The 20,972-nt window shown below is 66.2% G+C and carries 23 protein-coding genes; 7 read left to right on the forward strand and 16 right to left on the reverse strand.

Annotated elements, in window-relative coordinates; all coding sequences use genetic code 11:
- Window positions 1–72 precede the first annotated feature (72 nt).
- Entirely contained in the window at window positions 73–978 is a 906-nt protein-coding gene (locus tag JQ573_RS17095) for an alpha/beta fold hydrolase (RefSeq protein ID WP_212313511.1), read from the reverse strand.
- A gap of 120 nt (window positions 979–1,098) precedes the next feature.
- On the opposite strand from JQ573_RS17095, the gene JQ573_RS17100 reads away from it, so the two are divergent.
- On the forward strand, window positions 1,099–2,331 hold the full coding sequence (locus JQ573_RS17100; protein ID WP_038388024.1) for an acyl-CoA dehydrogenase family protein: 1,233 nt from the start codon (window positions 1,099–1,101) through the stop codon (window positions 2,329–2,331).
- Window positions 2,332–2,480: 149 nt separating this feature from the next.
- Here the strand turns inward: JQ573_RS17100 and purD are convergent, their stop codons facing one another.
- The 4 genes from purD to JQ573_RS17120 form a co-directional block, all read right to left on the reverse strand.
- Window positions 2,481–3,758 carry a phosphoribosylamine--glycine ligase gene (gene purD, locus JQ573_RS17105; protein ID WP_212313513.1) on the reverse strand — a complete coding sequence of 426 codons (1,278 nt, stop codon included), beginning with the start codon at window positions 3,756–3,758 and terminating at the stop codon, window positions 2,481–2,483.
- A 97-nt stretch (window positions 3,759–3,855) separates the two neighbouring features.
- Window positions 3,856–4,155, reverse strand: coding sequence for a transcriptional regulator (locus JQ573_RS17110; RefSeq protein WP_021077293.1), 300 nt, complete (start codon window positions 4,153–4,155; stop codon window positions 3,856–3,858).
- 3 nt (window positions 4,156–4,158) lie between these two features.
- Window positions 4,159–4,710, reverse strand: coding sequence for a hypothetical protein (locus tag JQ573_RS17115; protein WP_212313515.1), 552 nt, complete (start codon window positions 4,708–4,710; stop codon window positions 4,159–4,161).
- Window positions 4,707–5,249: a DUF2306 domain-containing protein gene (locus JQ573_RS17120; protein ID WP_212313522.1), complete on the reverse strand. Its 543-nt coding sequence runs from the start codon at window positions 5,247–5,249 to the stop codon at window positions 4,707–4,709. The genes JQ573_RS17115 and JQ573_RS17120 overlap by 4 nt, the downstream gene beginning before the upstream one ends.
- Window positions 5,250–5,398: 149 nt before the next feature.
- On the opposite strand from JQ573_RS17120, the gene xseA reads away from it, so the two are divergent.
- The gene (gene xseA / locus JQ573_RS17125) at window positions 5,399–7,018 is read left to right on the forward strand and encodes an exodeoxyribonuclease VII large subunit (protein WP_212313525.1); all 1,620 of its coding nucleotides are present in this window, start codon (window positions 5,399–5,401) and stop codon (window positions 7,016–7,018) included.
- Here xseA and JQ573_RS17130 read toward each other — a convergent pair.
- A complete protein-coding gene (locus JQ573_RS17130; RefSeq protein WP_212313527.1) occupies window positions 7,015–7,848 on the reverse strand; it encodes a dienelactone hydrolase family protein in 834 nt (277 codons plus the stop codon). The two genes, xseA and JQ573_RS17130, sit on opposite strands and share 4 nt — an antisense overlap.
- 186 nt (window positions 7,849–8,034) lie before the next feature.
- On the opposite strand from JQ573_RS17130, the gene JQ573_RS17135 reads away from it, so the two are divergent.
- A complete protein-coding gene (locus tag JQ573_RS17135; protein ID WP_029079217.1) occupies window positions 8,035–8,262 on the forward strand; it encodes a DUF2093 domain-containing protein in 228 nt (75 codons plus the stop codon).
- A 14-nt stretch (window positions 8,263–8,276) separates the two neighbouring features.
- Here the strand turns inward: JQ573_RS17135 and lpxK are convergent, their stop codons facing one another.
- The 6 genes from lpxK to JQ573_RS17165 form a co-directional block, all read right to left on the reverse strand.
- On the reverse strand, window positions 8,277–9,299 hold the full coding sequence (gene lpxK, locus JQ573_RS17140) for a tetraacyldisaccharide 4'-kinase (RefSeq protein WP_212313529.1): 1,023 nt from the start codon (window positions 9,297–9,299) through the stop codon (window positions 8,277–8,279).
- Window positions 9,292–10,626 carry a 3-deoxy-D-manno-octulosonic acid transferase gene (locus tag JQ573_RS17145; RefSeq protein ID WP_212313531.1) on the reverse strand — a complete coding sequence of 445 codons (1,335 nt, stop codon included), beginning with the start codon at window positions 10,624–10,626 and terminating at the stop codon, window positions 9,292–9,294. The genes lpxK and JQ573_RS17145 overlap by 8 nt, the downstream gene beginning before the upstream one ends.
- The gene (locus tag JQ573_RS17150; RefSeq protein WP_212313533.1) at window positions 10,589–11,302 is read right to left on the reverse strand and encodes a lysophospholipid acyltransferase family protein; all 714 of its coding nucleotides are present in this window, start codon (window positions 11,300–11,302) and stop codon (window positions 10,589–10,591) included. The genes JQ573_RS17145 and JQ573_RS17150 overlap by 38 nt, the downstream gene beginning before the upstream one ends.
- A complete protein-coding gene (locus tag JQ573_RS17155; protein ID WP_050628541.1) occupies window positions 11,299–11,547 on the reverse strand; it encodes a DUF4170 domain-containing protein in 249 nt (82 codons plus the stop codon). The genes JQ573_RS17150 and JQ573_RS17155 overlap by 4 nt, the downstream gene beginning before the upstream one ends.
- A gap of 103 nt (window positions 11,548–11,650) precedes the next feature.
- The gene (locus JQ573_RS17160) at window positions 11,651–12,460 is read right to left on the reverse strand and encodes a 3'(2'),5'-bisphosphate nucleotidase CysQ (protein ID WP_212313535.1); all 810 of its coding nucleotides are present in this window, start codon (window positions 12,458–12,460) and stop codon (window positions 11,651–11,653) included.
- Complete coding sequence (locus tag JQ573_RS17165; RefSeq protein ID WP_212313537.1) at window positions 12,447–13,835, reverse strand: TldD/PmbA family protein; 1,389 nt, start codon at window positions 13,833–13,835, stop codon at window positions 12,447–12,449. Before JQ573_RS17165 ends, JQ573_RS17160 begins: the two co-directional genes overlap by 14 nt.
- 276 nt (window positions 13,836–14,111) lie before the next feature.
- On the opposite strand from JQ573_RS17165, the gene JQ573_RS17170 reads away from it, so the two are divergent.
- A complete protein-coding gene (locus JQ573_RS17170) occupies window positions 14,112–14,636 on the forward strand; it encodes a DUF6101 family protein (protein ID WP_212313539.1) in 525 nt (174 codons plus the stop codon).
- Between the two features lie 334 nt (window positions 14,637–14,970).
- Here the strand turns inward: JQ573_RS17170 and ubiA are convergent, their stop codons facing one another.
- Window positions 14,971–15,903 carry a 4-hydroxybenzoate octaprenyltransferase gene (gene ubiA, locus JQ573_RS17175; RefSeq protein WP_212313541.1) on the reverse strand — a complete coding sequence of 311 codons (933 nt, stop codon included), beginning with the start codon at window positions 15,901–15,903 and terminating at the stop codon, window positions 14,971–14,973.
- A 25-nt stretch (window positions 15,904–15,928) separates the two neighbouring features.
- Window positions 15,929–16,666: a hypothetical protein gene (locus tag JQ573_RS17180; protein WP_212313543.1), complete on the reverse strand. Its 738-nt coding sequence runs from the start codon at window positions 16,664–16,666 to the stop codon at window positions 15,929–15,931.
- 557 nt (window positions 16,667–17,223) lie between these two features.
- Here JQ573_RS17180 and JQ573_RS17185 point away from each other — a divergent pair.
- Window positions 17,224–17,976, forward strand: coding sequence for a 16S rRNA (uracil(1498)-N(3))-methyltransferase (locus JQ573_RS17185; RefSeq protein WP_212313544.1), 753 nt, complete (start codon window positions 17,224–17,226; stop codon window positions 17,974–17,976).
- A 28-nt stretch (window positions 17,977–18,004) separates the two neighbouring features.
- Here the strand turns inward: JQ573_RS17185 and JQ573_RS17190 are convergent, their stop codons facing one another.
- Window positions 18,005–18,307, reverse strand: a complete 303-nt coding sequence (locus tag JQ573_RS17190) for a type II toxin-antitoxin system RelE/ParE family toxin (RefSeq protein WP_212313546.1) — start codon at window positions 18,305–18,307, stop codon at window positions 18,005–18,007.
- A 1-nt stretch (window position 18,308) separates the two neighbouring features.
- A complete protein-coding gene (locus JQ573_RS17195; RefSeq protein ID WP_028333037.1) occupies window positions 18,309–18,560 on the reverse strand; it encodes a type II toxin-antitoxin system ParD family antitoxin in 252 nt (83 codons plus the stop codon).
- 234 nt (window positions 18,561–18,794) lie between these two features.
- Here JQ573_RS17195 and JQ573_RS17200 point away from each other — a divergent pair, with 234 nt between their 5' ends.
- Window positions 18,795–19,973 (forward strand): ATP phosphoribosyltransferase regulatory subunit, encoded by a 1,179-nt coding sequence (locus JQ573_RS17200; RefSeq protein ID WP_212313548.1) that lies wholly within the window; start codon window positions 18,795–18,797, stop codon window positions 19,971–19,973.
- Window positions 19,970–20,947, forward strand: a complete 978-nt coding sequence (hisG, locus tag JQ573_RS17205; protein ID WP_092124061.1) for an ATP phosphoribosyltransferase — start codon at window positions 19,970–19,972, stop codon at window positions 20,945–20,947. Before JQ573_RS17200 ends, hisG begins: the two co-directional genes overlap by 4 nt.
- Window positions 20,948–20,972 lie beyond the last annotated feature (25 nt).

Genomic DNA, 20,972 nt, shown 5'->3' on the forward strand with positions numbered 1-20,972 from the left:
CGGCCGGGCTGATTCATCCTTCGAGGCTCGCCGAAGAGGCTCGCGCCTCAGGATGACGGTGCGAGAGCGGAGTCACTCCGCCAGGAAAAACCCCCGCAGCAGCTTCGCCGTCGCGTCCGGATTTTCCTCGGGCAGGAAATGCCCCGACGCCACCGGCGCGCCGACGACATTGGTCGCCCAGTTCTTCCAGGTGTCGAGCGGCGTCGTTGCGGCGCTGGCAACCCCGGCATCGCCCCACAACGCCAGCATCGGGATCGTGATCTTGTTGCCGGCGTCGACGTCGGCCTTGTCGATCTCAAAGTCGGCATAGGCGCCAGCGCGATAATCCTCGCACATCGCGTGGATGCGGGCGGGATCGCGGAACGGCGCAAGGTAATGCGCGAGCGCACGCGGATCGATGGCGTCCAGCGTCTTGGTCCTGGTCTGGCTCGCCATCTTCTCCTTGAGGAAGAATTCGCCATTGCTCGTGATCAGCGTCTCCGGCAGCGGATAGGGCTGGGCCAGGAACGCCCAGTGGTAGATCTTCAGCGCCGAGAGGCGATTGAGCTTCTGCCAGTAATCATAGGTCGGCGCGATATCGAGCACCGCGAGCTTCGACAGCCGGCCGGGATGATCGAGCGCGAGCCGGTATGAGACGCGGCCGCCGCGGTCGTGGCCGGCGAGTGCGAAATGCACATGCCCGAGCTGCTCCATCGCCTCGACCATGGTCTTTGCCCAGACCCGCTTGGTGTAGGGCGTATGATCCTTATCGCTGTCGGGCATGTCGGACCAGCCGTAGCCCGGCAGATCGGCGATGATCAGCGTGAACTTGTCATCAAGCTTCGGCGCGACCGTGTGCCACATCACATGCGTTGAGGAAAACCCGTGCAGCAACAGCAGCGGCGGGCCCTTGCCGCCGACGCGGGCGAAGATGCGGCCCTGCGAGGTGTTGATCCATTTCGACTCATAGCCGGGAAAAAGATCAGCGAGATCAGGCATCGGTGGCTCCCCCGGTCGCGTGCGCCGTGCTTCAAACTTTGTTCGGCGTTGCCGCTGGTCCAAGCGAGGTTTATGCCATTCTCAAGCCCAAGCAACAACAACACGAAACGAGGAAGTGCCATGTCGATCGATTTCGAGATTCCCGCCGAAGCCAAAGCAATCCGCGAGAAGGTCCGCAAATTCGTGCACGACGAGTGCATTCCGGCGGAAAAGGAACTCGACACCAAGCCGCTTGCCGAGGTGCTGGGACCGCTGCGCAAGAAAGCCCGCGCACAGGGCCTGTGGTGCCCCTTCGTGCCGAAGGAGTATGGCGGTATGGGCCTCGGCCCGCTCGCCAACGCGCTGGTGCAGATGGAGCTCGGCGAGAGCATGCTCGGCGCGCTCTCGATGAACACGCAGGGGCCGGACGACGCCTCGATGATGACGATCCTGGCGCACGGCACCGAGTACCAGAAGGAGAAATTCCTCAAGCCCCTGCTGAACGGCGAGAAGCGGATCTGCTTCTCGATGACCGAGAAGGCCGCCGGCGCCGACGCAACAGGCATGCAGACCACCGCGGTCAAGGACGGCAATGAGAACTACATCCTCAACGGCGAGAAATGGTTCTCCTCGTCGGCGAGCGTCGCCGACCTCGCGCTTGTCATGGCGAAGACCGATCCGAACGCGCCGCGCCACAAGCAATATTCGACCTTCATCGTCGAGCTGCCAAACCCGGGCTACCGCATCAAGCGCAACGTCGCCAACATGGCGATCGAGGGCCCGCACGATGACGTGATCCACGGCGGCCACTCCGAGATCGAGATCAAGGACCTGAAGGTGCCCGCCGACAATCTGCTCGGCGGCGAGGGCAATGGCTTCAACATGGGCCAGCACCGCCTCGCCTACGGTCGGCTACGCCACGGCATGCACAACGTCGCCAAGGCGCAGCGCGCGCTCGACATGGCGGCCGCCCACGTCACCAAGCGCTCGACCTTCGGCCAGCTGCTGGCCGACCGCCAGGCGGTTCAGTTCATGCTCGCCGACTGCGCGAGCGAGCTCTATATCGGCCGGCTGATGCTGCTGCACATCGCCTACAAGGCGGAGAAGGGCCTGGACATCCGCCAGGAGAACTCGATCGCCAAGATCTTCCACGCCCACATGGTGCACAAGGTGATCGACACCGCGATCCAGCTGCACGGCGCGCTCGGCTTCAGCCAGGATACGCCGCTGGCGAAATGGTACACCCAGGTGCGCTCGCAGCGGCTGGTCGACGGTCCCGACGAGGTGCACAAGTGGAAGATCGGCAAGAACGTCATCAAGGCGTTCCGCGAGCACGGCACCACCGCGAGCGCGGCGGGCGGGGATTTGCTCTGATCCGCTTCGTCATTCCGGGGCAGCGCCGCCCCACACCACTCGGTCATTGCCGGGCTTGACCCGGCAATCCATCTCACGAAGCGACTCTCTCGAAGGCGACGGATGCGCGGGTCAGGCCCGCGCATGACGAGCGAAGCGAGTGGAGCGCGCTAGCCCTTTTCCGCCTCCACCGCCTGCCAGGCGATGTCGCGGCGGCAGAAGCCCTCCGGCCATTTGATGCGATCGACCGCCTGATAGGCGCGGTCGCGCGCTTCGGTGACCGTCTTGCCCATCGCGCAGACGTTCAGCACACGGCCGCCATTGGCGAGGATGGCGCCATCCTTCGCCACCGTGCCGGCGTGGAAGATCTCGACGCCCTCGACCTTGGCGGCGTCATCGAGACCGTGGATCGGCGTGCCCTTGATGTAGTCGCCGGGATAACCCTTGGCTGCCATCACCACCGTCAGCGCCGGGTCCGGATACCAGCGCAGATCGAAATTCTTCAACTGCCCATCGATGGAGGCGAGAAACGCCGGCACGATGTCCGACATCATCCGCAGCATCAGCACCTGGCACTCGGGATCGCCGAAACGGACGTTGTATTCGAACAGCTTTGGGCCCTGCGCGGTCAGCATCACGCCGGCATAGAGCACGCCCTTGAACGCCGTGCCGCGGCGCTTCATCCCGGCCACCGTCGGCAGGATGATCCGCGCCATGATCTGGTCGTGCACCTCAGGCGTCACGAACGGCGTCGGCGAATAGGCGCCCATGCCGCCGGTGTTCGGCCCCTTGTCGTGATCGAACACCCGCTTGTGGTCCTGCGCGGACGCCAGCGGAATAGCGGTCTCGCCATCGCACAGCGCGAAGAAGCTGATCTCGCGGCCCGACAAGAACTCCTCGATCACGACCTCGGCGCCGGCCGAGCCGAATGCGCCCTCGAACATCATCGCAACAGCGGCTTCCGCCTCGAGCAAGGTCTGCGCCACCACGACGCCCTTGCCGGCAGCGAGCCCATCGGCCTTGACCACGATCGGGGCGCCCTGGGCGCGGACATAGGCCACCGCGTCCTTCGCATTGTCGAAGCGGCGATAGGCACCGGTCGGAATGTTGAACTCGCTGCAGAGGTCCTTCGTAAAGCCCTTGGAGCCCTCGAGCTGCGCAGCCTGCTTGCTCGGCCCGAACGCCTTGATGCCGACGGCGGCGAGATCATCGACGATGCCGGCTGCGAGCGGCGTCTCCGGCCCGACCACCACCAGATCGACCGCGCCGCGCCGGCAGAATTCGATCACCGCGGCATGGTCGGCGACATTGAGCGCGACGCATTCGGCCTCGCGCGCGATCCCGGCATTGCCCGGCGCGCACCAGAGTTTCGTCACCAGCGGAGATGCGGCGATCTTCCACGCCAGCGCATGTTCGCGGCCGCCGGAACCGAGCAGGAGGATGTTCATCAGACACAGGCCCAAAAGGGTGCAAGAGCTGTGTCGGTCGCACGAATCCCGGCCGGCCTGCAAGGGGCGACGGGGCCGATTCCCCCGTCATTCCGGCTCACGGCTGCTTGCCGGCGATGATCTCCTGCAAGGTCGCGACATGGCGGGCGAAGGCGCCGCGGCCGGCCGCGGTCGCGGTCACGGTGGTCTGCGGCTTCTTGCCGACGAAGGCCTTGTCGACCGCCACATAGCCGGCCCGCGCCAGCGTCTCGATATGGGCGCCGAGATTGCCGTCGGTGGCGCCCGTCAGCTTCTTCAGCCGGGCGAATTCGAGCCCGGTCGAAACCGGCAGCGCATTGAGCGCCGCCATGATCCGCAGCCGCAACGGCTGGTGGATGATCTCGTCGAGCTCCGCCATCGATCAGATCCGGCGCATCCAGAGGCCGCCGAGCACCAGCGCGCCGCCATGCACGACCGCCATCCACAGCAGCAGTGCCGGGCCGGCGTGGAAATAGCCGATCGCGATCAGGGCACTGGTGCCGAGCGCGATCACGATGAAGGTATAGCCGAACCACAAGCCGGCGAGCGCGTAGAACAGCATCGTGAAGAGCGGCCAGAACACCAGCATCTGGCGCGGTCCAAAATGGCCCAGCACGACCGAGCAGAAAATGCCGAATGCGATGAACAGCAGGAACGCCATCAGCAATCGGATGGCGAAGGCGCCCGCCCCCGGACCGACACCGCTGAACGCAGCAATCCCGATCGAGCCTGCGATCCCGATGAGATCGACGACGGCCCAGATCGCGTAGCCCTGAGGCGGCCATGTGTAGTTGGCGATGTAGCCCAGGAACACCAACACGCCCCACATGATGATGATGAGGCTGGCCGTCTGATAGATCTGCGATTGGCGGACGCGCTGCACGACGTGGTTGATGTCGTTCAGCGCCGCGCTGGCCTGCTGGCTGTCGATCATGACGGCACCCCACTCTGCTCCGCGAGCTTGGCGGACACCGGTGGCGCCTCCGCCGGCGGACGATATTTGGCGATCAGGACGTAGGCGACCGTCATGGTCATGATCGACAGCACCAATGCCACCAGCCCGACCTGCCCGCGCGTCGTCAGCGGCAGCAGACGCGCCATGATTTCCGTTGCCGCCGCTGACGTCAGCGACACGTAGGACCAGGAGATGAAGTAGTAGTGCTTCAGTCGCCAGTTCGCCGGGCGCGGGCTACGCAGCAGCGGAACAATCGCGGCCACGATGCAGGCGAAGTTCACGATCGCGCCGACATGGAACAGGTTGAGAGTGCCGGTGAACCGATAGACCAGCATCGCGGTCCCGTCGGCGACCAGCATGGCGTAGACGTAGAAATAGCCACGCGCCCGGTGGCCCGCGCCGCGCTTTGGACGCAGGAACTGGATCAGCCCGACACCGATGCACAGCACCGCCACGACGGCATGAACAGCGCCTGCCGCGGAATGGACGAAACCTGCCAACGTCAACTGCGGGATCATCGGTCAGCCCTCCAGCCAGGTCACCATCACCCTCAATACAGAGAACTCTGTACTACAGAGTATATGGACAAACAAGCCCGCGCATTGGCGATGGCGGGCAAAAGTCCCTACGTTGCGCTGAAGCTCACAAACAGCCGAATCACCTGCAAATGACTGCTGCCGCGCCAAATCTCGTCAACGCGCCTGAATTCACCGTCTCGGAACTCTCCTCCGCGCTGAAGCGGACGGTGGAGGACCGCTTCGGCCATGTCCGCGTCCGCGGCGAGATCTCCGGCTTCCGCGGCCCGCACTCCTCCGGCCACTGCTATTTCGCCCTGAAGGACGAGAGCGCCAAGATCGAGGCGGTGATCTGGAAGTTCGCCCACGCCCGGATGCGCTTCAAGCCCCAGGAGGGCCTCGAGGTCATCGCCACCGGCAAGCTGACCACCTATCCGAACTCCTCGAAGTACCAGATCGTCATCGACTCGCTGGAGCCGGCCGGCGTCGGCGCGCTGATGGCGCTGATGGAGGAGCGCAAGAAGAAGCTCGCGGCCGAGGGCCTGTTCGACGAGGCCCGCAAGCAGCTCTTGCCTTGGCTGCCCGAGGTGATCGGCGTCGTCACCTCGCCGACCGGCGCCGTGATCCGCGACATCCTGCATCGGCTGGAGGACCGCTTCCCCCGCCGGGTGCTGGTCTGGCCGGTCAAGGTGCAGGGCGACGGCTCGGCCGAGCAGGTCGCGGCCGCGATCCGCGGCTTCAACGCGCTGCCGGAGGGCGGCAGGATCCCGCGGCCCGATCTGTTGATCGTCGCACGCGGCGGCGGCTCGCTGGAGGACCTGTGGTCGTTCAACGAGGAGATCGTGGTCCGCGCTGCGGCCGAGAGCCATATCCCGCTGATCTCGGCGGTGGGCCACGAGACCGACATCACGCTGATCGACTTCGTCGCCGACAAGCGCGCGCCGACGCCGACCGCGGCCGCCGAGATGGCGGTGCCGGTGCGCAGCGAGCTGTTCGTCGAGGTCGCAGCGCTCGCCCGCCGCACCATGGTGTGCTGGCAGCGCGGCCAGGAGGCCCGCCGCAACGAACTGCGTGCCGCGACGCGCGCGCTGCCGGCGGCGAACGAACTGCTGGCGATCCCGCGGCAGCGGCTCGATCATCTCGCAGCCGGGCTGCCGCGCGGGCTGAAGGCCAATACGCACGCGCATTTCCGCCGCTTTGCCGCGTCGAGCTCGCGCCTCACCATCGGTGTGCTGCGCGGCCAGGTCGCGCATGCAAGGCAGCGGCTGACCGTCTCGGGCGAACGCATCACGCTGTCGGCGCGCTCGCTGCTGCATCGCCGGCGCGAACGCTTCAGCGGGCTCGAGATCCGGCTCAAGGCCTCGAAGCTCGCCAACGCCAAGGCCCAGCGCAACGCGATCGCGCGCGATCTCGAGCGCACCCACCGCCTCGCCGAGCGTGCCCGCCGCGCGCTGTTGACGACGCTGCAGCGGCTCGAGGCGCGGGTCGCCCATCGCAGCCAGTTGCTGTCGGCGCTGTCCTATCGCGGCGTGCTGGCGCGCGGCTTTGCACTGGTGCGCGACGCGCAGGGACACGCCCTGCATTCAGCCGCGGCGGTCGGCCCGAACGCCAATTTGTCGATCGAGTTCGCCGACGGCCGCGTCGCGGCCACGACGAATGCCGATCAGCCCGCGGCGACGGCGACGCCGGAGAGCCCGCCGAAGCCGCGTGAGGCGAAGCCGGCGGCGCCGAAGCGCGTCACCAAGCCGGTCGATCAGGGCAGCCTCTTCTAGCGCGCCAGCCACTCGGCGACTTGCTTTTGCGCGTCCTTGCGTGCGCTCGCATCGGTGCCGATGTGACCGGGCTCCGTGATGTCGACATCGGACGAGGCCGCGACCGCGTGCAGCGGCAGGTTGGCGCGGTCGAAATCGTGATAGGCCTCGGGATAGACCACGATCCGCGCCAGCGCGCTGCGGCCGCGCGCGCCGTCGACCATCTGGTGGCAGGCCGACGATGACGTCACATCGTCGCGCGCGCCGATCAGGACCAGCGTCGGCACCCGCGCGCTCCAGCCAAGGCCTGACGAGGTGCGGCAATCCGGATAGAACGCGACCGCCGAGCGGAAGTCCGGCTCGACGTTGCGCGACCACATCTGCGGCCGCACCGCCCACAGCAAGGCGGCCGCGCCATTGCCCCAGCCGATCAGGCTGATGCGGCTCTTCGCAACCCATTTCTGCTGCACCAGCCATTGCCGGGCGGCGTTGATATCGGCGACCCGCGCACGGCGGGTCTGGACCTGATGCTCCCTTGTGCGGCACTGCGGCCCGAGCTCGCGCGAGCCGTAGCTGTCCGGCAGCAGCACCGCATGGCCTGATGTGAGCAGTTGCTCGGCCCAGTCGCGATAGCGCGGCAGCACCGCCTCGGAACGGCCGGCGAGACCGCCGCAGCCGTGCAGCGCGATGACCGTCGGGAACGGGCCATCGCCGTCGGGCCGGTAGAGCTGCGCGTGCAGCGTGATATTGCCTTCGGGAATTTCGACCTGATGCGGCGCCGGAAGCGGCGCCGCGGCCGCGGCCGGCACGGCAAGCATCGCGAGGCACATGAAAACTGACTTGAGGCGCATCCGATCCGGCCGGCTCGTTATGGCGCCGCAAACACAGCGGACCACAGCTGCAACGCTACCATGCACGTCTGCCGCCAAATCATCACAAGTCGGTGGTTTAACGGGCGGACATGACCCCCTATCTGTGATAGATGGCTTGATAAATATCCAGGTGGCCTCGTACGAAGCAAGGCGGAGAGCTCAAACGTGCTGAACAAGTTCGGTCCCTCGGGCCATGGCGAAGCGCAGGTGCAATATCTCGACGGCGATTTCCGCGTGATCTCGCCCGGCACGTTTGTGCGTTGTGCCATCACCGACGTCCGGATTCCGCTCGACGAGCTGAAGTACTGGAGCGTCGATCTGCAGGAGGCCTACGCCACCCCGACCGCCGTGCTGCAGCGCCACCATCCCGGCGTGCTCAAGTCGCAGGCTTAAGCTCAAGACGGGGCTCACGCGCGCAGCCTCCTGTTCCGTGCCTTGAACAGCTGATCGCTCACCAGGCGCCGCAGCGCGGCAGCATCCTCGAATTGCAGCGTCACCGCGAACGGCACGATCGCCTGTGCCCAGGCCGGCATCCCGGCCGGTCCGCGCAACCGCGCCAGATCCTTTTCCGTCGTCACCAGCGTCAAGGCGTCAGCTCTCGCATCGGCAACGAGCTGCGCGATCTCGTCCTTGGTGAAGGCATGATGATCGGCGAAGGCCGTGTTGCGCACGACGTCGACGCCACTTGCGCGCAGCGTGTTGAAGAAGCGCGCGGGATCGCCGATGCCGGCGAAGGCGAGTACGCGCTGACCGCGCAACGCACTCAACGAGGCCTCATCCGGCTTCAGATGCGCCGACAATACCGGCTTGCCACGGGACGCGAGATCGGCCGCAATCGTTTTCGCTGCACTCCCCTCGCCGACCACGATCAGCGCGTCGGTGCGTTCCAGCTGCGGCAACAGCGGCGCGCGTAACGGTCCGGCCGGAATGACGCGGCCATTGCCGACGCCACGCGTGCCGTCGATCACGATCAGGCAGGTGTCCTTGATCACGCTCGGATTCTGGAAGCCGTCATCCATCAGGATCACGCTTGCGTCCTGCGCGCGCGCCAGCGCCAGGCCAGCGGCACGGTCGCGCGAGACCACGACCGGCAAGGTCGCCGCCATCATCAGCGGCTCGTCGCCGATATCGGCCGCCGTGTGGTGGTCACGATCGACCTTGACCGGCCCGGCAAGCCTGCCGCCATAGCCGCGGCTGAGCACCACCGGCCGCTCCTCGAGCTGACGTAGCAGCTTTGCCAGCGCCAGCACGGTCGGCGTCTTGCCGGCGCCGCCGACGTGGTAGTTGCCGACGCAGATCACGGGAATGCCGGCATCGACGCCGGAGCCCTGCATCCGCCGCGCGGCCACTGCACCGTACAGCGCGGCAAGCGGTCTCAACAATTGCGATGTCCAAGACGATGGCCGGTGCCAGAAGGCCGGCTCACGCATTGGCGGCTCCCATCTCGAGCTGCAACTGCAACAGATAAGGCTCGAGAGCGGTCATCGTGCGCTGGAGCGCGCCACCGAGCTGCTCGACGACGCGCTCGGAGGCCGCAAGCGACGTATCGCGTGCCGCGGGATCGGCGAGGAACTGGCCGAGCTGCTTGACCAGCGCTTCCAGATCGTCGGCGCGCCGCGCGCCGCCGGCGCGATCGAGCGTGTCATAGACTTCGGTGAAATTGAAGACGTGCGGGCCGTGCACGATCGCAGCGCCGAGCTTGATCGCCTCGATCGGGTTCTGGCCGCCATGCGCGACCAGCGAGCCGCCCATGAACACGATCGGCGCCAGCCGGTAGAACAGGCCGAGCTCGCCCATCGTATCGGCGACATAGATATCGGTGGTCGCCACCGGCAGGTCCTCATGCGAGCGCAGCCCGGGGCGCAGGCCCGCTTCCGTCACCAGCCGCGCCACTGCCTCGCCGCGCGCGGCATGCCGCGGCACGATCACCGTGAGCAGCCCGGGGAAGAAGCCGGCGAGCGATTTGTGCGCCTCGATCAGGAGCTCTTCCTCGCCGGGATGGGTGGACGCGGCAACCACGATCGCGCGGCCGCGCGTCACCGACATCAGCCGCTCCAGCTTGGCTGGATCGGCCGGCGGCGCCGCGACGTCGAGCTTGAGGTTGCCGGTGACCATGACGTTGGGGCTGCCGAGCGCGGCAAAGCGTTCGGCGTCGGTCTTCGACTGCGCGAGGCAGATGTCGAACCGTCCGAGCAGCGCGCCGATGGTGTTGGAGACCCGGCGCCAGCGCGGAAACGAGCGCTGCGACATCCGCCCGTTGATCAGCACCATCGGCAGCCGCCGCGCGGCGCTCGACAGGATCAGGTTCGGCCACAGATCGGATTCGATGAACAGCGCCAGCGACGGACGCCAATGATCGAGGAAGCGCGCGACATAGCGCGGCGAGTCATACGGCACGTATTGATGGATCACGTCGGGTGGAAAGCGCTTGGCCACGATCGCGGCCGAGGTCACCGTGCCCGAGGTGAGCAGGATGCGCAGATTGAGCGCGCGCAGCCGCTCGATCAGCCCGACCGCCGCCAGCACCTCGCCGACGCTCGCGCCGTGGATCCACACCAGCGGTCCCTGCGGCCTGGTATCGGCGCTGACGCCGCGCCGCTCGCCGACGCGTTCGGGATCTTCCTTGCCGAACTTGAGCCGCCGCTTGATCAGCGCAGGCGCGAGCGGCACTATCGCGGACGACAGCTTGCGGTAGACACGCAACGTCATCGGTAGCGAGCTAGCCAAGCGTTGCCTCCGGCCGCCCGACGGCTGCATAGGCGCGCCGGGTCGCTTCGTTGAGAAGATTCTCCACGTGCTGCCGAAGCTTTTCCATCGTCGCGGCATCGGCATCGGGCGGCACATAGACCGGCTCAATACCTACCACTGCGCCGCGCCCGAATGGCAAATTGATGGTCGTGGAATCCCAGTTTTTCAACCGGATGAATCGGCTGGTGACCATCGCAAAGGGGATGATCGGCCGGCCGGTTTCCCGCGCCAGCATGATGGCCCCGAGACCCGCCACCCGCGCCCGCTTCGGCACGTCGGCCGTCGTAGCCATGTTGCAGCCGTCTTCCAGCGTCCGAACCATCTCCAGGAAGGCGCCGACGCCGCCCTTGCGATGGAACGCGCCGGAATGGTCGCCGGAACCCCTGATCGTGCCGATGCCGAGCCGCTCGACCGCCAGCGCGTTGAACTCGCCGTCGCGGTGGCGGGAGATCAGGACCTTGGCGCGGTAGCTGTCCTTGGTCTTGATGAACGGCGTCATGAAGTGCTGGCCGTGCCAGAACACGAAGATCGCCGGCATCAAGGGCTCGACGATCCCGTATACGTCATGCGGCTGATAGATGAAGCGGTTGGTGTACCACACCAGCCGCAGGTACTCGGCCGCAAGCACACCCAGCGCGCGCTGCACGAAGCCGCTGCGCAGCAGATCGCGAAGAAGTCGTTTCAATGGGAGTGCTTCGTGTCCTGCTCAGGATCGAGCAACCGGTGGAGATGGACGACGAAATAGCGCATCTGGGCGTTGTCCACGGTCGCTTGCGCCTTCGCCTTCCAGGCCGCATAGGCGGTCGCATAGTTCGGGTAGACGCCGACGATCTCGACTTCGTCCAGGTTCTTGAAGGTGTTGTGCTCGAGATCGGTCAACTCGCCGCCGATCACGAGGTGAAGCAGCTGTGGCTGGGCATTGTCTGACATGATGGTTTTCCTAACGAGATGCCCGGCAAGCAAATGAAGTCGTGGTCGTCACAGGTCTGGTCGTCACAATCGGAAACGCGGCGCGGATCGGATCGGCGGGGCCTCACGGCAATGGACGGTTGCGAAAATGCTCGACAATGCGTGCATGACGTTCGCGTCCTGCTGCCACCAGCACCCCATGCGTCACCTCCCGGCGATTGTACGCAATCGCATCCCCCGAGAGCGCGGTCATCCTACCACCCGCTTCCTGCACGATCAAATTCGCGGCGGCAAGATCCCAGTCGCGGCTTTGCCCGCCCGCAAAGGCGGCGTCAAGTCGACCTTGTGCTACGCGGCACAACCGCAGGGCCAGCGATCCGATCCGCGGAAACAGCGTGATCTCGTCCGATGTCGGGCTGAGCCGCTGCACCAGTGGCTTCGGTCCGGCCATGCGGGGAAAATCGAACTCGGTACCCGCGGTCGCGTGCACGCCGCTGTCGTTCAGGGTCGCGCCCTGGCCGCGCGCGGCAAAGAAGAATTCCTCGGTCACCGGCGCATACACCGCCGCGAGCACCGGAGATGCATTTTCAACCAGCGCCACACTGACGCACCAGTCCTCGCGGCCGGCGAGATAGGCGCGGGTGCCGTCGATCGGATCGACGATCCAGGTGAAGCGCCTGTCGAGCCGGGTCGCGTTGTCGGCGCTTTCCTCCGACAGCCAGCCGTAACCCGGCGTCGCCGAACGCAGCTGCTGCTCCAGCAGGTCGTTGACCGCGATGTCGGCCTCGGAGACCGGTGAGGACGCGCCCTTGATCCAGTTCTTCAATTCGGTGCGGAACAGCGACGATGCGAGCCGGCCCGCCTCCTGCACCGATCTGGTCAGCAAGGCGGCGTCGCGCGCCTTGGTCCAGTCGTCCGTATCAGCGTCCGCCAAGCGTCAGCCCCTCGATGCGCAGCGTCGGTGAATTGACGCCGTAGCGGAATTCCAGATCGTTGGCGGCAACCAGCGACTTGAACATCGGCAGCAGGTGTCCGGCGATGGTCACTTCGCTGACCGGATAGGTGATCTCGCCATTCTCGATCCAGAAGCCGGACGCGCCGCGGCTGTAATCGCCGGTCACGCCGTTGACGCCGGAGCCGATCAGGTCGGTGACATAGAAGCCCTGCTTGATGTCGGAGATCAGCTCCTTCGGCGTCACCGCACCCGGCTCGAGATGCAGATTATATGTTCCGGGCGACGGCGAGGACGACACGCCGCGATGCGCATGCCCGGTCGTGACCAGGCCGAGCTCGCGCGCGGTCGCGGAGTCCAGCACCCAGGTGGTCAGCACGCCTTCGTCGATCAGCGCGATCTTCTTCACCTTGACGCCCTCGGCGTCGAAGGTCTGCGAACGCAGGCCGCGCACGCGCAAGGGATCGTCGATGATGCGGATATCCCTGGAGAACAGCTGCTCGCCGAGCTTGTCCTTCAGGAAGCTGGTCTTGCGCGCGATCGAGGCGCCGTTGATGGCGCCGACCAGATGGCCGACGATCGAGCCCGCAACCCGCGGATCGAACACCACAGGCACCTTGCAGGTCTCGACCTTGCGCGGATTCGACCGCGCCACCGCGCGCTCGCCGGCCTTGCGGCCAACGGCCGTCGGTGAATCGAGATCGGACGCGTGCGGCGCGCTGGTGAAATCATAGTCGCGCTCCATGCCGGTGCCCTCACCGGAAATCGCCGTCGTCGAGATGCCGTGGCTGGAGCGCAGATAAGAACCGTGGAAGCCGGTCGACGTCACCAGCACCATGCCGCCGATCCCGGTCGAGGCCGATGCACCGCCGGACTTGGTGACACCCTTGACCGCGAGTGCCGCGGCCTCCGCTTCGATGGCGCGCTGCTCGAGCTCGGCCGTGGTCGGGACGGTGCGGTCGAGCAGATCGAGATCGGGGAAATCATGCGCATGGAGCGCGGGATCGGCCAGGCCGACATATTTGTCGTCGGGCGCGACGCGCGCCATCGCGACCGCACGCTCGGCGAGCTTTGCGATCCCGTCGCCGCTGACGTCATTGGTCGAGACCACCGCTTGGCGCTGGCCGACGAACACCCGAAGGCCGACATCATCGCCTTCGGAGCGCTCGGTTTCCTCGACGCGGCCGTCGCGGACTTCGACGCCTTGCGAGACGCCCCGCACCGCTATGGCATCGGCCGCATCGGCGCCGGCGCGCTTTGCGGCCTCGACCAGACGCTGCGCAAGGTCGCTCAGGCCGGACTGATCGAACAGATCGGAGGTATCGCCGTGTCGCGATGCAGATGGTGAAGAGTTCACGAACGAATTCCTGCGGATTGAGGGGGGCCCGGAATGGCGTCGACAGACCTAACCAGATGTGCCGGTTTCACAGGGAATTCAAGCACTTTGCACCGGCGGGCAACAAAGATTTGAGTGATCGGCGCAAGGCTTCGTCAATCATGCGGGCCAACCTCTTGTCAATCATGGCGCCAGGTGAGGAGCGGTTAACCAGGCTTTTTAAGCCGAAACGGCCATCGCTCGGCTAGGCTCTCACACATCGACCGGGAACATAATCCCGGCGGGGAGACTAAGGCTTTGAGGCGTCAAACACCAACAAGCGGAATCAATTCCGCCGGGTCGAGCCGCGCACTGCGGCTCGACCCACTTTCCCTTCCGCTCAGCTTCCACGCGCAGGATGCGCGCGCGGATGGCGGCATGCGGCAGGTCGAGCTTCATCGCGAACATGTCGTGCTGCGCCGTGCCGTTCTCGGGATGCGGATGGCGGTCAATGTTCGCGTCAGCGATTTCCTCGGTGTCGCGCTGCGCGGCATCGACGACGCGCAGATGCTGGTGCTGGTTCACCGCGATCCCGCGCTCTCCATTCCGCTCGGCACCAGTTCGGATGCCGAAGAGATCAGCTCCGCCTGGCAGATGTGGAGCGACATCTTCCATCTTCCGCAACTGACCGAGCCGGCTCCGCGGCAGCCTGCCCCGCGCCGCCGCCGCCGCAACGCAATCCGCGCGCGCCGCCCGAAATTCCTGGTCCGCCGCCGCACCGGCGTCAGCCTCAACGGCACCAGCGTGCATCGCGACGAGCGCGAGATCATCGCGCGGGATTGAGTACGCCATACTCAACGCTCCCTCCATCGCCGTCGTCCTGGCGAAAGCCAGGACCCATTACCCCACCAACTCTCAATTGTTGTGCGACGCTGGGGCCAGATCCCGTTCATCACCGAATGCGGTGGTTATGGGTCCTGGCTTTCGCCAGGACGACGATGAGGATGGGTCGCGATTCAAGTTGCCACACCACGCGGTGTCATCACCCGCGCATGCGGGTGATCCAGTATTCCAGAGACGGCAGTGCTTGAGCCGAGAGGCCGCGGCGTACTGGATCGCCCGGTCGAGCCGGGCGATGACAGCTGAGGATGGGGACGCAGCTTCGCATTCTCGCGACCTAAGCCGCGCGCAGCACTGCATCCACGACCAAGCTCGCGAACAGGACGAGGCCGGCGTCGCGGTTGGACTTGAAGATGCGCAGGCAGAGCGCGGGATCGCTGGTGTCGAGCCGGCGGACCTGCCAGGCGAGATGCAGCGCGAACGCCGCAAGGCCGATCCACGCCGGCCAGCGTGCGCCCGCAAGCGCGAACGCCGCGCCGATCAGCAGCACGGCGAGACCATAGAAAATCACCAGCGCGCGATGGGTGCGTGCGCCGAACAGGCGCGCGGTGGATTTGACGCCGATCAGCGCATCATCCTCGGCATCCTGATGGGCGTAGATGGTGTCGTAGGCGATCACCCAGGCGATCGATCCGGCGTAAAGCGCGATCGCAGCCGCATCGATGCGCTCGAGCGTCACCGCAAATCCCATCAGGGCGCCGTAGGAAAAGGCGAGACCGAGCACGACCTGCGGCCACCAGGTGATCCGCTTCATGAACGGGTAGATCGCGACGATCACGAGCGAGGCGATGCCGGTCATGATCGCAAAGCGGTTGAACTGCAAAAGCACCGCGAGCCCGATCAGCGCCTGCAGGACCATGAAGATCACCGCCTGCGTCACCGTGACCTGCCCGGCGGGGATCGGCCGCGACCGCGTGCGCTCGACCCTGGCGTCGAGATCGCGATCGGTGATGTCGTTCCAGGTGCAGCCCGCGCCGCGCATCACGAAGGCGCCGATGAAGAACAGCAGGACGACGAGCGGGAGCGAGCGAACATCATGTGCGACGCCGGCGGCCAGCGCCGCCGACCACCAGCACGGCATCAGCAACAGCCAGGAGCCGATGGGCCGGTCGTAGCGCGCAAGCCGCAGATAGGGCCGCGACCAGACCGGCGCATGGGTATCCACCCAGTTGCCTGTGGAGTCGGCAACGCGGGCGGAGACGTCACTCATGCGCGGTCAATCATCGGGCGCTCGATCATCGGGTGAGAACGTTGCCGTTCAGCGTGTCGAAGGTGCTGCCGCCCTTCTTGGTCGGCGTCGCTTCCGGCAGCGAGGCGGACGAGCCGAGCACGTCGCTCAGCGACGGCCCCGCGGGCCCGCGCGGCTGCGCCGCCGCCTGCTCCGCGACGTTGCAGACCTTCTTCAGCAGCGCTTCGGTATTCTTGTGGCCGTTCTTGAGCTGATCGGAGATCTGCGGCGGGATCCCGCACTTCGCCGCGTTGGTGTCGACGTATTTGATCATCCTGACTTCGGCCTGGCTATAATTGCCGATCAGCTTGCAGGCCTCCTGGGGGCTGGCGTGCCGGTCGCTCGCCGCCTTGATCGCCTTGCCGCGCTTCTCGGTCTCCTCGCGCAGCGGAACGAAATCCTTCATGCAGGCGTCACCGGCGGCGCCGCCACCGGCGCCGGGCGGGGGCGGCGGAGACGACAGGCCGCCACCGGCGATGGGAGCCGCACCATTGGTTGGAAATGCCGACGGCGTGGCGCCGACCCTGGCCGCCGGCGCGCCGTTGACCGGCGGGAACGCAGGATCCGAAGCGCTGCCGGCCTGGCTTGGACGCATGCCATTGACAGGCGGGAAAGCGGGATCCGAGGCGGTGCCGGCCTTCCCTTGTTGATTGGGCAGCGGTGCCGGAAAGGCGCTCTGGGCAGCGGCGTACCCCGCGGACAGGGCGGTCGCGGCAACGGTCAGCACGATCAGTCGGCGGATCATCGAGGGTGTTTCTCCGGCAAAAGGTCCAGGCAACCCCAGCGCAACAAAACGAAGCAACGAAATTTGGGGGCGTTTTACGATTCCTGTGAGCCCTTAACAACCCGTGGATTTGGGCGACAGCGCGGCGTAGGGCCACACCGGCCACATTAAATTGTTCCCCGATTTTAAGCCTTTAGGCCGCGAACGGCGGTAAATCCGGGCCATCAAATGTGCCTGAACGAGATTTTCGGTCATGCCTCAGCTCGAATTTGCGGGCCCACACCGACCGAAACGCAAAAGGGGCCGCGTGCAAGCGACCCCTCGGACTTCAAAAATGACTTGGTGACAGAAGCAATATATCGACACCCCTGTAGTAGTTGGCCGGAGCGGTCCTGACGAGTCCGCGGGACTACGGTGTCGCCCGGCTTGGTTAACTTGCCTCGCCGCATGGAAGCGGCCTTAGCGCCGGCGCCCGACGCCTATTACGGTGTCTGCCGATCCTCTCCGATCGCAATCAACGGCAGCGGGCAATACTTGGCAGCACCTTTGGGCTAGAACGCGGCTCAGGAACCTAGGACATGCCTGAACTCGATTTTCGTAGCCCCCGCCTGTTTGTCGATGCCCCGCTCGGAGCCGGCGCGACCGTTTCGCTCGAACGCGACCAGAGCAACTATCTCGGCAACGTGCTGCGGCTTGGCGCCGGCGACACCGTGCTGGTGTTCAACGGCCGCGACGGCGAATGGCGCGCCGAGATTTCCGGCCGCAAGCGGGCCGACACGCTGACGATCACGGCGCAAACCCGCCCGCAGGACCGCCTGCCCGATGTCACCTACGTATTCGCGCCGCTGAAACATGCGCGGCTCGACTACATGGTGCAGAAGGCGGTCGAGATGGGCGCCGCACGGCTCGTGCCGGTGCTGACACGCTTCACCCAGGTATCGCGGGTCAACAGCGAGCGGATGCGCGCCAATGTGGTTGAAGCCGCCGAGCAATGCGGGATCATCTCGCTTGCCGAGGTCGCCGATCCCCTTCCGCTCGAACGTTTCCTGGCGGGGCGCGATCCGGCACGGCTCCTGGTGTTCTGCGACGAGGCGGCCGAAGTGGCGAACCCGATGCAGGCGCTGCAGGCAACGACCGCCGCAAACGGCGGGATCGACGTGCTGATCGGCCCCGAGGGCGGCTTTGCCGAGGAGGAGCGCGCGCTGCTGCTGCGCCAGCCCAACATCCTCCGTCTCGCACTCGGGCCGCGCATCCTGCGGGCCGACACCGCCGCCGTCGCGGCGCTGGCGCTGGTGCAGGCGGCGCTGGGGGATTGGGGAGCAAAGGGCTAGCCGGAATGACGGCCCGCGGGCCGGCGGTCTATTCGCCTGACAAATCCAGCTCTCCAAGAGAGCGCGCGGCATCGATGACGCGCATGATGCGCACGCCGCCTGGGATAATCTCGTAAAGCGCCAGCCACCGCGAAATCACCAGCATCCTCGCACCATCGGCAACGTCGGGACGCGCCGGGCCCGATTCAGGGAATTGCGCCAACTGGCCGCAGCGCGCTTCAATGCGATCGATCCAATGGTCTGCCGTCGCGGGTCCTTTGTCGGATGCGATGAGAAACCAGATTTCGGCGAGGTCGCTTTGCGCGAGCCGAGAAAGGCGAACCTTTCCCAATTTACTTGCCCGCTGCCTTCAACCGGGCTCGTCCCTGCGCCTTGATTTCAGCGAAGTCAGCCGGACCCGCGTCGCCGCTCGCCTGTCCCGCCGCCCAGGCATTGCGGAGGAATGCCAATCGCGCCTCTTCGGTCTGCTCCATGATCCGCAGCGCCTCTCGCACGACCTCGCTTGCCGAGGTGTAACGGCCGCTCGCAACCTTGGTTTTGACGAACTCGCTCAACTCGTCGGTCAACGACACGTTCATATTCATGATGGGACCCTCTCCCCAATTATGGGAGCGACCACAGGCTTTAGCAATGTTTGCCATAAGCCATCGAACGTTCCGGTTCCACCTAGCCAAGCCGTCGTAAAATCGTTAACGCACGCAATCATTAAGCCACTTGGTCGATCGCTGTCGAAACCGTGATACGGCCATGGTAAGGGCTGCCCCGAACCACCCTTGGAACCAGTGCCGGTACCCGAATCCGGACCTTTGGACGTCGAGATGAGCGAAGCTGCCGCACCACGACCCGCCGCCGGATCCGCCCCAGGAGCGGCTTCCTGGGCGGATGCGCTGCTGGCCTCGTTCGCGCAGGCCGGTTATCTCAGGTCCGAACCCGCGATCCTGCAGCCGGCCGAGCCGTTCCTCGACCTGTCCGGCGAGGACATCCGCAAGAGCCTGTATCTGACGACCGACCCGAGCGGCGAGGAACTCTGCCTGCGGCCGGATCTCACGATCCCGGTGGCGCGCGACTACCTCGCCTCGCCCCGCGCCGGCCAGCCGGCCGGCTTCAGCTATCTCGGCCCGGTGTTCCGCTATCGCGACGGCCAGCCGAGCCAGTTCCTGCAGGCCGGCATCGAATCCTTCGGGCGGCAGGATCGCGCCGCGGCCGACGCCGAGATGCTGGCGCTGGCGTTGGAGGCAACCACGGCCTTCGGGTTGACCGATGTCGAGATCCGCACGGGCGACGTCGCGCTGTTCAACGCGCTGATCGATGCTCTCGAGCTCTATCCGGTGTGGCGGCGCCGGCTGATCAAGGATTTCAACCGCAAGGTTTCGCTGACCGACGACATCGAGCAGCTGACCTTGGCGACCGCGCCGGGCCGCAACGAATACGAAGGCGTGCTCGCAGCGCTGGCCGGATCCGACCGCAAGGCGGCGCTGGCGCTGGTCACCGATTTGATGTCGATCGCCGGCACCACCAATGTCGGCGGCCGCACCGTCGCCGAGATCGCCGACCGCTTCCTCGAGCAATCGACGCTGAAGGGCGGCGCGCTGCCGCGCGATGCGCTCGCCACCATTAAGCGCTTCCTCGCCATATCGGGCGATCCCGACGACGCAATCGCGCAGCTGCGCGCGCTGGCGTCCGACGCCAGGCTCGACCTTGCCGCGGCAATCGACCAGTTCGAAAGCCGGGTCGGCTTCATGGCCGCGCGCGGCATCGACATAAGGAAGACGCGGTTCTCGACCGCGTTCGGCCGCGGCCTCGACTATTACACCGGCTTCGAGTTCGAGCTGCACGCGAAGGGCAACGGCGCCGAGCCGCTGGTCGCGGGCGGCCGCTATGACGGGCTGATGACGCAGCTCGGCTCGGCCAGTCCGATCCCGGCGGTCGGCTTCTCGGTCTGGATCGAGGCGATGACCCGGCATGGCAAGGCCGGCGCCAACGGAGGCGCCCGATGAGCACGCCGTTCGTCGTTGCCGTTCCCTCCAAGGGGCGCTTGCAGGAAAACGCGGAGAGCTTCTTCGCCCGCGCCGGGCTGACCTTGTCGAAAGCCGGCGGCGCGCGCGACTATCGCGGCACCATCGCCGGCGTCGACAATGTCGAGATCGCCTATCTGTCGGCCAGCGAGATCGCGGCCAACCTGGCGCGCGGCTCGGTGCATCTCGGCGTCACCGGCGAGGATCTGGTGCGCGAGAGCATTCCGGATGCCGACAAGCGCGTGCTGATGATCGAAGGCCTCGGCTTCGGCTATGCCAATGTCGTGGTCGCGGTGCCGCAGGCCTGGATCGACGTTCGCACCATGGCCGATCTCGACGACGTCGCAAGCGGCTTCCGCGAGCAGCACAATCACCGCATGCGGGTTGCGACCAAATACATCAACCTGACACGCGGCTTCTTTGCCAAGCACGGCGTCGGCGACTACCGCATCGTGGAGAGCGCCGGCGCCACCGAAGGCGCACCCGCGGCCGGCACCGCCGAGCTGATCGTCGACATCACGACGACCGGCGCGACGCTCGCGGCCAACGGCCTCAAGGTGCTCGACGACGGCGTGATGCTGCGCAGCCAGGCCAACCTCGTCGCCTCCCGCGATGCCGACTGGTCGACCGGCGCCCGCGAGACCGCGCGCGTCATCCTCGACCACATCGCAGCGCGCGCCCGCGCCAGCAAGTACCGCGAGGTGCGAACCCGGTTCGCCGGCTGCAACGACGCGCTGCTGTCCGAAGCGCATACCCGCTTCGGCGTGGTCGCCCCGTTCGGCAGCCCGACCTCGTCGGGCATGCTGACGCTGCACTGCCCACCGGGCAAGCTCTACGCGCTCGGCAGCTTCCTGCGCGAGCACGGCGCCGAAACCGTGTCGGTGGTGTCGCTGGACTACGTGTTCGACCGCGAGAACCCGCTGTTCGCCAAGCTCGAGGCGTTCCTGCGACAATGAGCAGGCGGGGCCGTTCATGTTGGCG

This window comes from Bradyrhizobium sp. AUGA SZCCT0105 (assembly GCF_018129565.1).
Lineage (GTDB): Bacteria > Pseudomonadota > Alphaproteobacteria > Rhizobiales > Xanthobacteraceae > Bradyrhizobium.

What these genes read in the sequence shown, in the direction of transcription:
- JQ573_RS17195 (WP_028333037.1), bottom strand. Translation starts at nt 18,560, where the DNA reads ATGAATATGAACGTGTCGTTGACCGACGAGTTGAGCGAGTTCGTCAAA.
- xseA (WP_212313525.1), top strand. Translation starts at nt 5,399, where the DNA reads ATGACTGCTGCCGCGCCAAATCTCGTCAACGCGCCTGAATTCACCGTC.
- JQ573_RS17130 (WP_212313527.1), bottom strand. Translation starts at nt 7,848, where the DNA reads ATGCGCCTCAAGTCAGTTTTCATGTGCCTCGCGATGCTTGCCGTGCCG.
- JQ573_RS17180 (WP_212313543.1), bottom strand. Translation starts at nt 16,666, where the DNA reads ATGATCCGCCGACTGATCGTGCTGACCGTTGCCGCGACCGCCCTGTCC.
- JQ573_RS17095 (WP_212313511.1), bottom strand. Translation starts at nt 978, where the DNA reads ATGCCTGATCTCGCTGATCTTTTTCCCGGCTATGAGTCGAAATGGATC.
- JQ573_RS17200 (WP_212313548.1), top strand. Translation starts at nt 18,795, where the DNA reads ATGAGCGAAGCTGCCGCACCACGACCCGCCGCCGGATCCGCCCCAGGA.
- ubiA (WP_212313541.1), bottom strand. Translation starts at nt 15,903, where the DNA reads ATGAGTGACGTCTCCGCCCGCGTTGCCGACTCCACAGGCAACTGGGTG.
- JQ573_RS17155 (WP_050628541.1), bottom strand. Translation starts at nt 11,547, where the DNA reads ATGTCAGACAATGCCCAGCCACAGCTGCTTCACCTCGTGATCGGCGGC.
- JQ573_RS17100 (WP_038388024.1), top strand. Translation starts at nt 1,099, where the DNA reads ATGTCGATCGATTTCGAGATTCCCGCCGAAGCCAAAGCAATCCGCGAG.
- JQ573_RS17120 (WP_212313522.1), bottom strand. Translation starts at nt 5,249, where the DNA reads ATGATCCCGCAGTTGACGTTGGCAGGTTTCGTCCATTCCGCGGCAGGC.
- purD (WP_212313513.1), bottom strand. Translation starts at nt 3,758, where the DNA reads ATGAACATCCTCCTGCTCGGTTCCGGCGGCCGCGAACATGCGCTGGCG.
- JQ573_RS17145 (WP_212313531.1), bottom strand. Translation starts at nt 10,626, where the DNA reads ATGCAGCCGTCGGGCGGCCGGAGGCAACGCTTGGCTAGCTCGCTACCG.
- hisG (WP_092124061.1), top strand. Translation starts at nt 19,970, where the DNA reads ATGAGCACGCCGTTCGTCGTTGCCGTTCCCTCCAAGGGGCGCTTGCAG.
- JQ573_RS17115 (WP_212313515.1), bottom strand. Translation starts at nt 4,710, where the DNA reads ATGATCGACAGCCAGCAGGCCAGCGCGGCGCTGAACGACATCAACCAC.
- JQ573_RS17110 (WP_021077293.1), bottom strand. Translation starts at nt 4,155, where the DNA reads ATGGCGGAGCTCGACGAGATCATCCACCAGCCGTTGCGGCTGCGGATC.
- JQ573_RS17185 (WP_212313544.1), top strand. Translation starts at nt 17,224, where the DNA reads ATGCCTGAACTCGATTTTCGTAGCCCCCGCCTGTTTGTCGATGCCCCG.
- lpxK (WP_212313529.1), bottom strand. Translation starts at nt 9,299, where the DNA reads ATGCGTGAGCCGGCCTTCTGGCACCGGCCATCGTCTTGGACATCGCAA.